The organism is Phocaeicola coprophilus DSM 18228 = JCM 13818 (assembly GCF_000157915.1).
GTDB classification, from domain to species: Bacteria; Bacteroidota; Bacteroidia; order Bacteroidales; family Bacteroidaceae; genus Phocaeicola; species Phocaeicola coprophilus.
This window is the reverse complement of record NZ_EQ973631.1, coordinates 193,012-208,263: the sequence shown is the minus strand read 5'-3', so window position 1 is coordinate 208,263 and position 15,252 is coordinate 193,012. Positions and strand designations below refer to the sequence as shown.

The following is a 15,252-nucleotide window of genomic DNA, read 5'->3' as shown; positions in this document are numbered from 1 at the left end:
ATTCCTTTTTTCAAAGATCAAAGATTAACTTTGCATTTTCTTCTTCGAGCCTCTTGTCGGATTCGAACCAACGACCCCGAGATTACAAATCACGTGCTCTGGCCAACTGAGCTAAAGAGGCGAAAGTTAAACTTTGCAGCCATGTCTCTTATGACTTAGCGGCTGCAAAGTTAGGTATTATTTTTTAATCGCAAAACTTTTGCGCGATTTTTTTCTACTTACCCTGCATTTTTTCTTTTGCCTTCAACAATTGTTTCGACAAAGCTTCCATGCAGACATCTATTGATTCTTCGAATGTATCACTTACTTTTTCTGCGTAAAACTCTGTATTCAACGCCAAAACGTGAACACCGACCTCTTTATTCATTGCCGTTTCAGGTTTTACTACTTTCAAAGACACCTCTACTTTCTTTATATTATCGCAAAACTTTTCGAGCTTCTCTGCTTTCTTCTGAATAAAAGCTTCCAATTTTTCCGATGCATCGAAATGAATTGATTGAATTCTTACTTCCATAAAAACCTCCTTTTCTTTACGCTCTAGGATGAGCTTGTTCATAAACTTTTTTTAACTCCTCAAAAGTTGTATGAGTATAAACCTCCGTTGTTGACAAGCTTTCATGCCCCAGCAACTCCTTCACCGCTTCCAATTCAGCCTGATGATTAAGCATTGAGGTTGCAAAGGTGTGCCGCAAAACATGTGGGCTCTTTTTCTTTAACGTAACAACTTTTGTCAAATTACGCTTTACCAAAAGGTATACCATTCCAGGAGAAAGCCTTCGTCCATCCTTCCGGACAAAAAATGCATCATTTTCCCGTTCTGATATATTTTCATCTCTTACTGAAAGATACACCCGTAAATCCCTTTCCAGCTCTTCACCAAAAGGAATCAAACGTTGCTTATTTCTCTTTCCTGTGACCTTTATAACACACGATGAAAAATCCACATCCGCATCATTCAAGCCTATAAGTTCCGAACGTCGAACTCCCGTTTCATAGAAAACCTCCAAAATCATCCGATCTCGCACGCCTAAAAAGCCATCACCGAAATCCGCATCATCCAAAAGACGATCCATTTCCGCTTCCTTAACAAAAACCGGAAGCGGTTTTTTCTTTTTAGGACCAATAACCTTTAGCATCGGATCCACCGGAATCATATTCTTTCCGAAGCAAATACCTATAAAACGATCGGAGCGAACTCAGCTTTCGATTCACAGAAGTAGACGTATAACCTTGTTCCATGAGAGAAACCACCCAACCACGAACCAAGTCAGCGTCTACATGTATGAGATCCAAATCCTCATCCACTCCTTTTAAGTACTCTTCAAATTTTGACAAATCCAGTCCATAACTACAAACGGTATGCTCCGAATAACGTCGTTCATAAGAGAGGTACTCCAGAAAAGATTCTTTCAACATAAGAAACATCGCCTTTATTTCAGCAACGAATTTATGAAAAAGAATTCAATAATTCAAGCAATCTTGCAAATTTTATTATTCTTCTACTTGCTGCAACTTCTGGACATAAATGGCATGTTCCATTTTCAGTCTCTTCAGTACAGACGGTTTGTCAAACTGCTGTCTTCTTCTCAGTTCTTTTACAACACCAGTTTTTTCAAATTTTCTCTTAAATTTCTTCAGCGCTTTTTCAATGTTTTCGCCTTCTTTTACAGGTACTACAATCATTTTTTTAAAATTAAAGTATTTTGTTATTAAATTATTTCTGCACTAGAAATGCGGGGCAAAATTACGCATATTTTATTTATTCACAAAACTTTCCACCTATTTTTATCAAGAATCTACCAGAAATACTAACTTTGCCAGCAACATAACTTCTCTAAAATGAAAAAAGACATAACAAACAGATTGACAGCCCTACGCGCAATCATGATACGCAAAGGCATTTCAGCTTTCATAGTACCCAGTACAGATCCTCATTCAGGAGAGTATGTCCCTGAATATTGGGAAACCAGGAAATGGATATCCGGATTTACAGGCTCAGCCGGAACGGTCGTCATCACTCTAGACAAAGCAGGATTATGGACCGATTCCCGTTATTTTCTTCAAGCAGAAGAACAACTGGAAGGCACTGGTATCATCCTGTTTAAAGAACGAGTTCCCGGAACACCGACTATTGCCAACTGGCTGGGACAAGTATTACAGCCTAACGAGAAAGTAGGTATTGACGGATGGGTAAACACTGTCTCCGAAGCAGAAAATCTAATTCTGGAATTAAAAAAATACCGCCTCTCCTTAATTACAATAGAAGATCCCTTTATTTATTTATGGCAAAACCGTCCTTCCCTTCCATCAGAACCCATTTTTATTCTGCCTGAAACCTATTCCGGACGCTCTTGCAAGGAAAAGTTAGATTTAATCAACAATGAACTTCAAAAAAGCCAAGCTAATGCACTACTGCTTTCATCCCTTGATGAGATCGCCTGGACACTCAACTTACGCGGTAAAGATGTACATTGCAATCCTGTTTTTGTCAGCTACCTTTTAATAACACCACAAGCTAATACATTATATATATATCCTGAAAAAATCAATCAAGAAGTTATGGCTTATCTGGAACACCAACAAATCCAGACAAAGCCATATACAGCCATTGAACAGGATTTGAAAGACATCCAAGGAATGCAATTTTTACTGCCGCCTACAACAAACTTCACTCTTTACCAAACAATAGCAACTCAAAACGACATAATCCGACAAACTTCACCTGTCACATTCCTTAAGGCCATCAAAAACGAGACAGAAATTGCCGGTTTCCATAAAGCCATGAAACGCGATGGTGTTGCAATGGTACGATTCTTAAAATGGCTAAAGGAAACTATCAGAACCAGCCAAGAGACAGAAATGAGCATTGACCAGAAGCTATATGAATTACGGGCCGAACAAGATGAATTTCAGGGTATCAGTTTTGACACAATAGCTGGCTATCAGGAACATGGAGCTATTGTACATTATGAGGCAACTCCAGAAACCTCATCTCAGCTTAAGGCAGAAGGCTTATTACTGTTGGATAGTGGTGCACAGTATCTGGATGGAACAACAGACATCACTCGTACTATTTCATTAGGACCTGTTACCGAAGAGCAAAAGAAAGATTATACATTAGTATTAAAAGGATTTATTGCTTTATCAACAGCCGAATTCCCCCATGGAACATGCGGAACACAACTAGACATACTGGCCCGGCAATATATGTGGAAAGATGGTATTAACTATGGACATGGCACCGGACATGGTGTCGGCCACTTCCTTAATGTACACGAAGGGCCTCACCAAATCCGCATGAATTATGTCCCTGCCCCACTACTTCCCGGTATGACCATTACCAATGAACCCGGTATTTACAAAGCAGGAAAATACGGTATCCGCACGGAAAATACAATGCTTGTTGTACCATCCAGAGAAACTGAGTTTGGCGTATTCTATAAATTTGAGCCACTCACCCTCTGCCCCATCGATCAGGAAGCCATTCTTCCAGAAATGCTTACTACCGAAGAAAAGGCATGGCTCAATCAATACCATAAAAATGTATATGAAGCACTTAACCCTATGTTAAGCGAAGCCGAGAAGCAATGGCTAAGAAACGCAACCTTACCGCTTTCATAAAGCTAATATAATTTGGATTACCTTATTTATAGAATATTATATGGCACTTATCAAATCAGTCAGAGGATTTACTCCTCAAATAGGAGACGATTGTTATCTGGCCGATAATGCAACAATCATTGGTGATGTCATTATGGGCAAAAATTGTAGTATATGGTTCAACACTGTATTACGTGGCGATGTCAACTCCATCCGTATCGGTGATCGGGTAAATATACAAGATGGGAGTGTACTGCACACTCTCTATGAAAAATCTACCGTAGAAATAGGTAATGATGTTTCCATTGGCCACAATGTAACCTTACATGGAGCTTGTGTAAAAGACAATGCTTTAATTGGTATGGGATCAACACTGTTAGATCATGCCATCGTAGGAGAAGGAGCAATTGTTGCCGCCGGAGCCTTGGTTCTGGCTAATACTGTCATCGAGCCTCATACCCTATGGGGAGGTGTCCCTGCAAAATTTATCAAACGGGTAGACCCGCAGCAAAGCAAGGAACTAAATCAAAAAATAGCCAATGGATACCTGATGTATGCATCCTGGTTTAAAGAAGAAGACCAGCACGAATAGCTACGTCAGCTGTTTATAAAAAATCGCCAGCCTCTCATCTTACATGAACAGGCTGGCGATTTTCTTAAAACTTCACAGTATTCATAATCTTTTCAAGTGCCCCGGAATTATCCCGGACATAATTTCCGGCACGCTTTCCCGATTTATCCAAGAAAGAATAATCACTAAGGAAGCGATCCATCAGCTGAATGAAATCTTTCTCTCCATGAATTTCAAAACCACCCTGACACTGCTTCAATCCCTGAGCTTCCAGGAATTTCCGGTTCTCGGGACCAAAAATCACAGGAATTCCATAAACAGCAGCTTCCAGAGTATTATGGATACTTACTCCAAAACCACCTCCAATATAAGCAATTTCTCCATAACGATAAATTGAAGATAGCAATCCAAAGCAATCTATAATCAGACAATCAGCCTGACGTACATTAGCTTCTGTAGCCTGAGTATATCGCACTACAGTCCGATTCAATTTGCCAATAATCTCTTCAAGATGGCTTTCTGCTATAACATGCGGAGCGATGATCAGTTTCATTTCCGGATGAGCATTAAAATAAGGAATGAATATATCCTCATCTGGAGCCCATGAACTTCCTGCAACCAAGGTCAGTTTATCACCTTTAAAAGCCTCAACCAAAGGCAGATCTTTCGCCTGATGACAGATCTCCAGCACGCGGTCGAAGCGTGTATCACCTACAATTGTTGTCTGAGTGACCCCTATTGTCTTCAATAACTCAACAGACTCTGCATTCTGTACAAAGAGATGATCAAAACAAGACAATACATTCCGATAACTTCTTCCATACCATTTGAAAAACACCTGATCCGGACGGAAAATAGACGATACACTATAAACCGGAATTCTTCTTCTGGACAATTCTGTCAGATAGTTTTGCCAGAACTCATATTTAATGAAAAAAGCCATGCATGGATGAGCTAAATCCAAAAAACGGCGGACATTTCCCGGGGTATCAAAAGGTAAATAACAAACAACATCTGCACCTTTATAATCTTTACGGACTTCATATCCGGAAGGAGAAAAGAAAGTCTGAAGAATCTTATATTGAGGATAACGTTTCCGGATCTCTTCAATCAACGGACGTCCCTGCTCAAATTCACCAAGCGAAGCTGCATGAAACCATATATAACGAGCATCCGGTTTTATGCACCCTTCCAAAATACCAAAAGTTTCCTTCTGGCCTTTTACCATGCTGGAAACTTTTTGGTTAAAGTGTGCAGCCACACGGGCTGCACACGCATATAAGAATAAAAGAATATTATAAATCATAATAAACTGGCTTATTTGAGTACCTCAATAGCACGACGCATACGTCTTACAGTTTCATCCTTACCCAATACAGCAGAAATATCAAACATATGAGGTCCCTTACCTTCGCCAACCAGAGTCAAGCGGAAAGCATTCATAATATTACCCAGATGATAACCCTTATCCTCAATCCATTTCATGACAACCTCTTCCTGATGAGCCAGTGAGAAATCATCCAATGATTCCAATAAGTCAGCCAGTTCTGTCATGCGCTCAGCAGAATCTTCTTTCCAGCGCTTCTTGACTGTTTTTTCATCATAAGATTCCGGAGCAACAAAGAAGAACTTACAGGTATCCCATAATTCCTTGATGAAGCTAACACGCCCCTTCATCAGACCAACAACAGTTGTTACCGTTTCCATTGGAGCATCAATACCATGCTCTTTCAAGATCGGCATAAACAATTCTGCTATTTCTGCATCACTCTTCATCAGGATATATTCGTGGTTAAACCATTTACCCTTTTCATAATCAAACTTGGCACCAGCCTTACTACAACGGTGAAGGTCAAACAATTTAATCAGTTCATCCATTGACATGATTTCCTGATCATTTCCCGGATTCCATCCCAGTAACGCCAGGAAGTTGATTACAGCCTCAGGCAAATATCCTGATTCACGATAGCCTGAAGAGACTTCTCCACTCTTCGGATCATGCCATTCCAGAGGGAATACAGGGAATCCCAGACGATCACCGTCACGCTTGCTCAACTTACCATTTCCGTCTGGTTTCAGCAGCAATGGCAAATGAGCAAATTCCGGCATCGTATCTTCCCAGCCAAATGCACGGTACAACAACACATGCAAAGGAGCAGACGGCAACCATTCTTCTCCACGGATCACATGAGACACTTCCATCAGATGATCATCTACAATATTTGCCAAGTGATAGGTAGGAAGTTCATCTGCTGACTTATACAGAACTTTATCATCCAAGATAGAAGAATTGATCACGACTTCTCCACGGATAATATCATGTACATGAACATCCTCATTCGGTTCAATCTTAAAACGAACCACATATTGCTTTCCCTCTGCAATCAGTTTATCAACCTCTTCCTTCGGCAAGGTTAATGAGTTACGCATAGAGGTACGGGTCGTCGCATCATACTGAAAGTTCGCAATTTCCTTACGCTTTGCTTCCAATTCTTCCGGCGTATCAAATGCAATATAAGCCTTTCCGTTATCCAGCAGGATCTGTACATATTTTTTGTAAATATCACGGCGTTCTGACTGACGGTAAGGACCATAGTTGCCACCAAAGCTAACACCTTCATCAAACTTTATTCCTAACCAACGGAATGATTCTATAATATACTCCTCCGCTCCGGGTACAAAACGATTGGAGTCAGTATCTTCAATTCGGAAAATTAAGTCTCCCCCATGCTGGCGGGCAAACAGATAGTTATACAAGGCAGTGCGCACACCACCAATATGCAATGCACCCGTAGGACTCGGTGCAAAACGAACTCTTACTTTTCTTTCAGCCATAGTGATTTTCATCTAAAAATACGCCGCAAAATTAATCTATTTTTCCCGTTTTTTGTTTATTTTGCAGCACAAATATCCATGCTTATGAAAAGTTTACATAGAGAACAACCGTTTTCATATAAGGAACTGCTTTACAAATGCGCCATTTCTCTGGTGACTGTCGCAGTTATCGTATATTTTCTTCCCAAAGAAGGCAAGTTTAATTATCAGTTTGACATCAACAAGCCGTGGAAATATGGCCTGTTACAGGCTTCTTTTGATTTCCCTATTTACAAAGGAGATGAACAGATCCAGAAAGAACAGGACAGTTTAATGGCATTCTATCAGCCCTACTATGAGATAGACAAGACTCAGGGTGAACAGATGATCCAGAAATTCAAAGATGACTATAACAAAAACCTGCGCAACATCATCCCGGTCCCGGCTTATCAGCATCATATTGAGCGTATACTGGAAGTCATCTATGAGAAAGGAGTCGTATCCATGGATGATCTGGCTTCCCTGAAAAAAGAAGGCAGAAACACGATTCGCGTTGTAAACAAAAATACCTCCAGCCAATTGCCTACTGAAGAGTTGTATACGACCAAACAAGCTTACGAAGCACTGATCAACTCAGATACCGTACATTATAATAAGGTGTTATTGCAACGCTGTAACCTGAACAACTACATTACTCCAAACTTAACTTATGATGCATCCAAATCCGAAGCTGCCAAACAGGATCTTTTATCCGGACTATCATGGGCCAACGGCTTCGTTATGAACGGACAAAAGATTATCGACCGCGGAGAAATCATAGACCAGCATACATATGATATCCTGAGATCACTTCAGAAGGAATGGAGCAAACGAAGTGAAACTGCAGCCGAAAAAAGATTAACTTTAATCGGCCAGATTCTCTTTGTCACCATTCTGATTGTCGCATTCATGGTGTACCTGGAATTATTCCGCCGTGACTATTATGGCAAGAAAGGAAGCCTTTATTTATTATTTATTCTCATTACCTTCTTCCCTGTCCTGTCATCCATTATGGTGGAACATGCTTTCCTCAGTGTCTACATTGTTCCGTTCGCCATGATTCCGATGATCATCCGTATATTCCTTGATTCGCGTACAGCATTCATGGCGCATGTTATCTCCATCTTAATTTGCTCCATTGCCTTACGGACTCCTCATGAGTTTATACTTTTACAGACAGTAGCCGGTATGGCAGGTATTTACAGCCTGCGGGAATTGTCTCAACGCTCGCAGTTATTACGAAGCGCACTGATTGTCACCTGCAGCTATGTCATTCTTTATCTGGCACTGGATCTGATCCACGTAAACAATGTGGCACAATTGAGTACACACATGTATATTAATTTCATCATCAACGGCATCCTTCTGCTGTTCACATACCCTTTATTGTTCATACTGGAGAAGACTTTTGGATTTACCTCGAATGTTACTCTCGTTGAATTATCAAACATCAACAACAAACTGATGCGCGAAATGTCGGAGGTTGCTCCCGGTACATTCCAACATTCCTTACAATTGGCCAACCTTACCGCAGCAGCAGCCAATAGTATCGGAGCCAACAGCCAGCTGGTACGTACTGGTGCCATGTATCACGATATCGGGAAAATGATGAACCCTGCATTCTTCACAGAAAACCAGTCAGGAGTAAACCCACACAACCAGTTAAGCTATAAGCAAAGTGCCCAGATTGTCATCAATCATGTAACAGACGGTATGAAGCTTGCAGATAAATATAATCTGCCTAAAGTGATCAAGGACTTTATCTGTACACATCACGGAAGAGGACTGACCAAGTATTTTTATATATCCTATCAGAATGAGCATCCTGGAGAAGAAATTGACAAAGAAGCATTCCGCTATCCCGGTCCGAATCCCTTTACGAAAGAACAGGCCATTCTGACCATGGCGGATTCTGTGGAAGCAGCTTCGCGCAGCCTTCCTGAATATACGGAAGAAAGCATATCTAATCTGGTCGACAAGATTATCGATGCACAGGTGCAGGAAGGTTATTTCAAAGAATGCCCCATCACGTTCAAGGATATTGCTACCGTTAAAGCAGTATTCAAGGAAAAGCTGAAAACCATGTATCACACCCGTATCAGCTATCCGGAATTAAAGAAATAAAAATTACTGCGTAGTAGTCCTTCGATTACTACGCAGTAATTTTCTAACTACTACCTGGTAGTCCGCAAACTACCAGGCAGTAAATATCAAAGCTCCCCTCTGCGGATTGCTTCCATAACATTGGCCGGAGCCCGCTCTGCCAATAGCTCCCGTTTCATATAGTCCATATAAGGTGCTACATGACTGAAGAACTGATGATATCCCTTACATAAATAATTCAGACCCGGCTCTCCATCCGGTGTCACTGCGAAACGATTTTTCGGACACTCACCGTTGCAGGCAAACAAAAACTCACAATTCCTGCATTGTGTTGGTAAAGCCTTTTGTTTCATCTGTCCAAACTCCAGCTGACGGTCGCTGTACATCATTTCAATCAATGTCTTCTCATAAATATTTCCCAGCTTAAACTCGGGGAACACATAATGGTCGCAGGAATAGACATCTCCATTAAATTCCATAACCCCGGCATGTCCGCACGTCTTTGCCAGAGAGCAGACACCCGGTTGCTCGCCAACCCAATTCGCCAAAGTTGAATCAAACAGCTGAATAAAAAACTGCCCCACATCATTGCGCACCCATTCATCGAACAATGTACACAAGAAATTTCCCCACTGTTCCGGCGACACAGAAAAATCAGCCAATTTTTCACCCTTCTGCAATGGAGAAGCCAGGTGGCGTCCGTCAGCATGATGGCTCAGGCGCTCCACAATCGGAGCAAACTGAATATAATGGCAATCCAGTTCTTTAAAGAAGTGATAAAACTCCAACGGATAATCAGCATTATAATCATTCACAACAGCCATGGCATTCCACTCTACCCCGTGTTTTTTCAATAGCTGAATGCCTTGCATGACTTTTACAAAGGAAGGGCGTCCCTGACGGTTCTTACGGTATTCGTCATGAAACTCCTGAGGGCCGTCAATGGAGATACCTACCAGCCAGTTATTCTTCCGGAAAAACTCACACCATTCATCATTCAGTAGCGTACCATTGGTCTGGATGCAATTGTCAATGGAACGCCCGCCTGCATACTGGCGCTGCAACTCCATCACCCGCTTATAGAAACTGAGCGGACGCATCAATGTTTCTCCGCCATGCCAGGTAAACAAAACCTGCGGCATGGTCTGCGACTGAATATATTCACGAATAAACTTCTCCAACAGTTCATCGCTCATCACATACTTGGACGTGTCTTTATACAGATTTGTTTTCTCCAGGTAATAACAATAGTCGCAGGCCAGATTACATACAGCCCCGATCGGCTTCGTCATTACATATAATGGTTTTGCAAAAGGAAAAGCAACTTGACTCATATCCGGTTGTATTATATATTTTGATGATTTAAACTCTGAAGCAGGCCCTCACACGCATCTTCCAGTATATCCAGCACATTCTCGAATCCCTGTGCTCCGCCATAATAAGGATCCGGGACATAATCAACGACCTTTTCCCGGCAGAAATCAGTCATCCGGCCAATCTTTGCTTCAGACTCGAGATTCGGAGCCTTTTCCTTCAAGGCATCAATATTCCGGTCATCCATTCCCAGGATCATATCAAAATGATAAAAATCATCTGAACAGACAGGACGTGAACGATGGGTCAGATGATATCCTCTGCGGACTGCATGCATACGCATCCGTTCATCCGGAAGTTCTCCCCGATGATAGCTGCTGATTCCTGCTGAATCAACTTCAATTTCATGTTCTAAACCTTCACGGGCTATGAAAGTCCGCATAATTTCCTCAGCAGAAGAAGAGCGGCAAATATTGCCAAGACATACAAATAGGATCCGTTTCATGAATTTCAAATCTTTATGGATCGGAAAACACTGTTTTATCCGATATTTAAATAGGTTTTAAAGTTGGTTACACTGGTATTCATGATCAGCGACTCAGGAAATTCTGTTTCAGCTACCAGTTCCAGAGCCAGATCATAATCTGCTATATCAAAAGAAATATGTGCATCACTGCCCAGAATTACCGGTACTTCATATTGCTTGCACAAGCGAAGTATTTCCAGATTATTCCCCCGTGCTTCCAGTTTTCCACGGCAAGGTTTCAACGAGCTGTTATTGATTTCCAGCAATGTGTGATGCTCCTTCGCCGCCAACACCAGCGGTTCGAACTGCAGCTTTGCCGTACCGTCACCCGGATGGCTGATGATATGAATATAGGGATTACAGATCACTTTCTCCAGTCCCTGCGTATTCTCCTCCACAGTCCCTTGCTGATAACAAAGTGAATGAATACCGGCAATCCGCAAGTCAAGTTTCTGCAAATAGAATTCATCCATATCCAGATGACCAGCAGTATCCAGAATATTGATTTCTGCTCCAAGCAAAAGTTCAATACCATACATTTGCCGGGGAACCACATGCAGATTCCGAAAATAAATAGGATCACACGATCCCGGGATTCCGGATGAATGCTCCGTAATGCCTAATAACTTCAGTCCCTTATCAGAAGCAGCTTTTGCCATTTCCTGAAGCGTACTGAAAGCATGCCCACTGGCTATCGTGTGAGTATGCACATCCAATTCTGTCTTTATCTTCATTTCTTCATCTATTTACATTCTACATGGGATCGACATCGTAATATACCAATAAGGAGCGGAAACGTTCATCTTCTGTCAGGAAGCGCTGCACCTGCTGAAGATAAGCCCGTACTTTGACCAAAGATGCATCCAGTTCTATCTTCACCACTATCTTCTTGATGAAAAGCGTCTGAATACGGGATACAGGCGGTTTATCCGGCCCCAGTACCCTCTCCCCCAAACCTTTACGCAGGCAGGAAGCCATCAGTTCGGCAGCCTGATCAAGCACATCTTCTTTCCAGTGCTTCAAATATACATAAACTAACCGATAAAAAGGAGGATACTTGAAAAGTTCCCGTTCTTCCAGCTGTTCACTGTACATACGGAAATAGTCATTGGCCATTACCTGATGAATCAGCGGAAGATCTGGAGACTTGGTCTGCAGAACTACAAGTCCCTGCTTGTTTCTTCGCCCGGCACGTCCGGCTACCTGGGCCATCAGCTGGAAAGCACGTTCATAGGAACGGAAATCCGGATAGTTCAACATGGAATCTGCATTCAGAATTCCAACAACACTTACCCGATCGAAATCCAGTCCTTTTGACACCATCTGGGTACCGATCAGAATGTCCGTCTTCCCTTCTTCAAAATCCGCAATGATCCGTTCATAAGCGGTACGGGTACGAGTCGTATCCAGATCCATCCGTGCCACCCGGGCCTCCGGGAATACAGTCCGTATATCGTCTTCAATCTTTTCCGTACCAAATCCCCGGTTCACCAGTTCCACACCTCCGCAGGCCGGACACGATTTAGGAACCTGATACGTATAACCACAATAATGGCAGGTCAACTGATTCATCCCTTTATGATAAGTCAGACTGACATCGCAGTTCCGGCAACGGGGAACCCATCCGCAAGTGCGGCATTCAATCATCGGTGCAAAACCACGCCGGTTCTGAAACAAAATTACCTGCTCCTTGTGCTCCAAGGCTTCACGTATCTTTTGCAGGAGCAAGGGAGAAAACTGCGCCGTCATTCTTTTTTTACGTGCCAGTTCCTTGATATCAACCAGCTCGATTTGTGGCAGACGGATATTCTGGTAACGCTCCGTAAGCTCTACCAGACCATATTTCCCCTGTCGGGCATTATAATAAGTCTCTATGGAAGGTGTTGCCGTACCTAACAAGGTTTTTGCTCCGAACATGGAAGCCAGCATAATAGCCGCGCTCCGGGCATGATAACGTGGAGCCGGATCCTGCTGCTTATAAGTTGTTTCGTGTTCCTCATCCACAATGACAAGTCCCAAACGACGGAACGGAAGAAACACAGACGAACGGACACCCAGAATGACATCATAATCTTGTTCCGACAACTGTTTCTGCCAGATCTCCACCCGTTCCGCATCCGGAAACTTAGAATGATAGATTCCCAGCCGGTTCCCGAAAACCCGTTTCAGGCGTTCCGTTATCTGGGTTGTCAGGGCAATCTCCGGCAACAGATAAAGCACCTGCTTCCCGGATTTCAATACCTGATCAATCAAATGAATATAGATTTCTGTCTTTCCGCTCGATGTTACTCCATGCAAAAGACATACATTCTTCGTAGCAAATAAAGAAAGAACAGAATAATAAGCTTGCTGCTGCGCCGGATTCAAAGGATTCAAAGAGACCGTATTGCATACTCCCTTTGCCAGACGGCCCACTTCCTGATAGTATAATTCAAAAATACCTTTGCCGGTCAAGCCATTCAATATGGCAGAAGAAGCACCGGATGCCTCAAGCAGAGACTTACGGGTAACCTCTTTCAAATCTGTTCCCGAAGTTCCCCAACCGGACAATTCAATGTATTTCATAAGCACCGCCAGCTGTTTGGGAGCTCTTGCCAATCCGTCAAACAGTCCTCGGAGCTTTTCTTCATCCTGCATACCCGGAGTAAGCCGGACGCGTGCTTCGGTGCGTGGTTTGTAACTGCGCTTCAGTTCCTCCTTTACTTTGACAGCTTCTTTCTCCAGCAGGGATTTGATAACCGGCAGGATCTGGCGAATGCCACTTGACTTTTCCAGTTGCGTAATGCACTGTTCCGTTTCGGAAGACAACAGATTCATCACACTCTGTTCTCTTTCCGTCAAAGGCTCCACTGCCTCAAAGTCCGGATTATATACAACGACAGTCTCACTCTCCAGCTTCATGCCCGAAGGAAGAGCCGCTTTATATACATCTCCCAATGTACACAAATAGTAGTCAGCCATCCATTTCCAGAAAGCATACTGCCGGGCCAGCAGGACAGGACGTTCATCCAGGATCTCTGCTACATCCTTGGTCTCATACTCTTCGGGAGGAGTCTCATGTACTTTGGTTATAATGGCTGTATAATACTTCTTCCGACCGAAAGGAACCACCACACGGCATCCCTCCTTAACCTTTTCATCCCAGCCTTCGGGAAGAGAATAGGTATATTGACCGGCAATCGGTAAAGGCACTATGACATCCACATATTTCTTCATATCGCAAAGGTATAAAAAAACCAGTCCACCCTGCCCGACTATGGGTAAACTTTTATAGTTTTGTACATTATTCATCAATCAAATGGAGAGACAATGAAAACGTATAAAATAGGTATTATCGGCTGCGGCAATATCGCGAAGAAAATGGCCCTGACCCTGGGAGGGATGAAACATGTAGAACGCTATGCCGTCGCTTCCCGGTCCAAAGAGAAAGCAGAAACATTTGCCGGAGAATGGCAGTTCACCAAAGCATACGGTTCGTATGAGGAACTGATCAAGGATCCCCATGTCGACCTTATCTATATAGCGACACCGCACTCTGAGCATTATGAGCATGCCAGACTTTGCATCCTGAATCAAAAGCCGGTTCTTTGCGAGAAGGCGTTTACCGCCAATGCCCGTCAGGCCGAAGACCTGCTGAACCTGGCCAAAGAGCATCAAGTGTTCATTACGGAAGCCATATGGACCCGCTACATGCCCTTGTCGCAAAAAATACGGGAACTGATCGAACAGGGAGCTATCGGAAAACCCTATACCCTCTCTGCCAATCTGGGATATGTCATTCAGGACAAGGAGCGGATCATCCGTCCGGAACTGGCCGGAGGAGCCTTGCTGGACATCGGGGTCTATACCCTCAATTTCGCGGCCATGACGTTTGGTACGGACATCGAAGACATGAGTTCTGCCTGCCGCAAGACAGAGACCGGAGTCGACGGACAGGAAAACATTACCCTCTTTTATAAGGATGGCAAAATGGCAAGTCTGCAGGCCAGTATCTATGCGCAGACAGACCGGATGGGAGTCATCTCCGGAGACAAAGGCCATCTCATTGTAGAAAACATCAATAATCCCCAGTCTGTCCGTCTCGTAGACAGTAACTATAACATCACGGCCGTCTATCATGCTCCCGCACAGATTACGGGATATGAGTATGAAGTATATGCAGCCATTGAGGCTCTGGAAAACGGATGGCTGGAGTCACCTTACATGCCTCATGCTGAAACCATCAGAATCATGAAGCAGATGGATGAGCTCCGGAAATCATGGGGAGTTGTTTATCCGTGTGACT

12 protein-coding genes, 1 tRNA gene and 1 pseudogene are annotated in these 15,252 nt (G+C 43.0%); 4 read left to right on the top strand and 10 right to left on the bottom strand.

Going from position 1 to position 15,252, the window contains the following annotated elements:
* Nucleotides 1-47: 47 nt before the first annotated feature.
* From BACCOPRO_RS01290 to rpsU, 4 genes and pseudogenes are all read right to left on the bottom strand, one after another.
* Nucleotides 48-121: transfer RNA gene (locus BACCOPRO_RS01290), tRNA-Thr, on the bottom strand.
* Between the two features lie 93 nt (nt 122-214).
* On the bottom strand, nt 215-514 hold the full coding sequence (gene hpf, locus BACCOPRO_RS01285; protein ID WP_040311047.1) for a ribosome hibernation-promoting factor, HPF/YfiA family: 300 nt from the start codon (nt 512-514) through the stop codon (nt 215-217).
* Nucleotides 515-530: 16 nt separating this feature from the next.
* Nucleotides 531-1,416 (bottom strand): annotated as a pseudogene (locus BACCOPRO_RS01280) (tyrosine recombinase XerC).
* 75 nt (nt 1,417-1,491) lie between these two features.
* A complete protein-coding gene (gene rpsU, locus BACCOPRO_RS01275; RefSeq protein ID WP_008140163.1) occupies nt 1,492-1,683 on the bottom strand; it encodes a 30S ribosomal protein S21 in 192 nt (63 codons plus the stop codon).
* 156 nt (nt 1,684-1,839) lie between these two features.
* Here rpsU and BACCOPRO_RS01270 point away from each other — a divergent pair, with 156 nt between their 5' ends.
* Both BACCOPRO_RS01270 and BACCOPRO_RS01265 read left to right on the top strand, forming a co-directional pair.
* Complete coding sequence (locus tag BACCOPRO_RS01270) at nt 1,840-3,621, top strand: aminopeptidase P family protein (RefSeq protein ID WP_008140162.1); 1,782 nt, start codon at nt 1,840-1,842, stop codon at nt 3,619-3,621.
* Between the two features lie 40 nt (nt 3,622-3,661).
* Entirely contained in the window at nt 3,662-4,192 is a 531-nt protein-coding gene (locus BACCOPRO_RS01265) for a gamma carbonic anhydrase family protein (RefSeq protein ID WP_008140161.1), read from the top strand.
* Nucleotides 4,193-4,256: 64 nt separating this feature from the next.
* On the opposite strand, the gene BACCOPRO_RS01260 is transcribed toward BACCOPRO_RS01265, so the two are convergent.
* Nucleotides 4,257-5,477 carry a 3-deoxy-D-manno-octulosonic acid transferase gene (locus tag BACCOPRO_RS01260; RefSeq protein ID WP_008140160.1) on the bottom strand — a complete coding sequence of 407 codons (1,221 nt, stop codon included), beginning with the start codon at nt 5,475-5,477 and terminating at the stop codon, nt 4,257-4,259.
* 11 nt (nt 5,478-5,488) lie between these two features.
* Nucleotides 5,489-7,006, bottom strand: a complete 1,518-nt coding sequence (gene gltX / locus BACCOPRO_RS01255) for a glutamate--tRNA ligase (protein WP_022278047.1) — start codon at nt 7,004-7,006, stop codon at nt 5,489-5,491.
* An 84-nt stretch (nt 7,007-7,090) separates the two neighbouring features.
* Here gltX and BACCOPRO_RS01250 point away from each other — a divergent pair, with 84 nt between their 5' ends.
* Nucleotides 7,091-9,148 (top strand): HD family phosphohydrolase, encoded by a 2,058-nt coding sequence (locus BACCOPRO_RS01250; RefSeq protein ID WP_040311046.1) that lies wholly within the window; start codon nt 7,091-7,093, stop codon nt 9,146-9,148.
* A gap of 86 nt (nt 9,149-9,234) precedes the next feature.
* Here BACCOPRO_RS01250 and BACCOPRO_RS01245 read toward each other — a convergent pair whose 3' ends face one another.
* Genes BACCOPRO_RS01245 through priA form a run of 4 tightly spaced genes read right to left on the bottom strand, consistent with a single transcriptional unit; the run spans nt 9,235 to nt 14,183 of the window.
* Entirely contained in the window at nt 9,235-10,461 is a 1,227-nt protein-coding gene (locus BACCOPRO_RS01245; protein WP_008140154.1) for an anaerobic sulfatase-maturation protein, read from the bottom strand.
* 11 nt (nt 10,462-10,472) lie between these two features.
* A complete protein-coding gene (locus tag BACCOPRO_RS01240) occupies nt 10,473-10,946 on the bottom strand; it encodes a low molecular weight protein-tyrosine-phosphatase (RefSeq protein ID WP_040311032.1) in 474 nt (157 codons plus the stop codon).
* Nucleotides 10,947-10,981: 35 nt separating this feature from the next.
* Entirely contained in the window at nt 10,982-11,695 is a 714-nt protein-coding gene (locus tag BACCOPRO_RS01235; RefSeq protein WP_040311045.1) for a phosphatase, read from the bottom strand.
* A 25-nt stretch (nt 11,696-11,720) separates the two neighbouring features.
* A complete protein-coding gene (gene priA / locus BACCOPRO_RS01230; RefSeq protein WP_040311031.1) occupies nt 11,721-14,183 on the bottom strand; it encodes a replication restart helicase PriA in 2,463 nt (820 codons plus the stop codon).
* Between the two features lie 93 nt (nt 14,184-14,276).
* On the opposite strand from priA, the gene BACCOPRO_RS01225 reads away from it, so the two are divergent.
* On the top strand, nt 14,277-15,252 hold a 976-nt coding region (locus BACCOPRO_RS01225; RefSeq protein ID WP_008140146.1), incomplete at its 3' end, for a Gfo/Idh/MocA family protein.

What these genes read in the sequence shown, in the direction of transcription:
- hpf (WP_040311047.1), bottom strand. Translation starts at nt 514, where the DNA reads ATGGAAGTAAGAATTCAATCAATTCATTTCGATGCATCGGAAAAATTG.
- rpsU (WP_008140163.1), bottom strand. Translation starts at nt 1,683, where the DNA reads ATGATTGTAGTACCTGTAAAAGAAGGCGAAAACATTGAAAAAGCGCTG.
- BACCOPRO_RS01270 (WP_008140162.1), top strand. Translation starts at nt 1,840, where the DNA reads ATGAAAAAAGACATAACAAACAGATTGACAGCCCTACGCGCAATCATG.
- BACCOPRO_RS01265 (WP_008140161.1), top strand. Translation starts at nt 3,662, where the DNA reads ATGGCACTTATCAAATCAGTCAGAGGATTTACTCCTCAAATAGGAGAC.
- BACCOPRO_RS01260 (WP_008140160.1), bottom strand. Translation starts at nt 5,477, where the DNA reads ATGATTTATAATATTCTTTTATTCTTATATGCGTGTGCAGCCCGTGTG.
- gltX (WP_022278047.1), bottom strand. Translation starts at nt 7,006, where the DNA reads ATGGCTGAAAGAAAAGTAAGAGTTCGTTTTGCACCGAGTCCTACGGGT.
- BACCOPRO_RS01250 (WP_040311046.1), top strand. Translation starts at nt 7,091, where the DNA reads ATGAAAAGTTTACATAGAGAACAACCGTTTTCATATAAGGAACTGCTT.
- BACCOPRO_RS01245 (WP_008140154.1), bottom strand. Translation starts at nt 10,461, where the DNA reads ATGAGTCAAGTTGCTTTTCCTTTTGCAAAACCATTATATGTAATGACG.
- BACCOPRO_RS01240 (WP_040311032.1), bottom strand. Translation starts at nt 10,946, where the DNA reads ATGAAACGGATCCTATTTGTATGTCTTGGCAATATTTGCCGCTCTTCT.
- priA (WP_040311031.1), bottom strand. Translation starts at nt 14,183, where the DNA reads ATGAAGAAATATGTGGATGTCATAGTGCCTTTACCGATTGCCGGTCAA.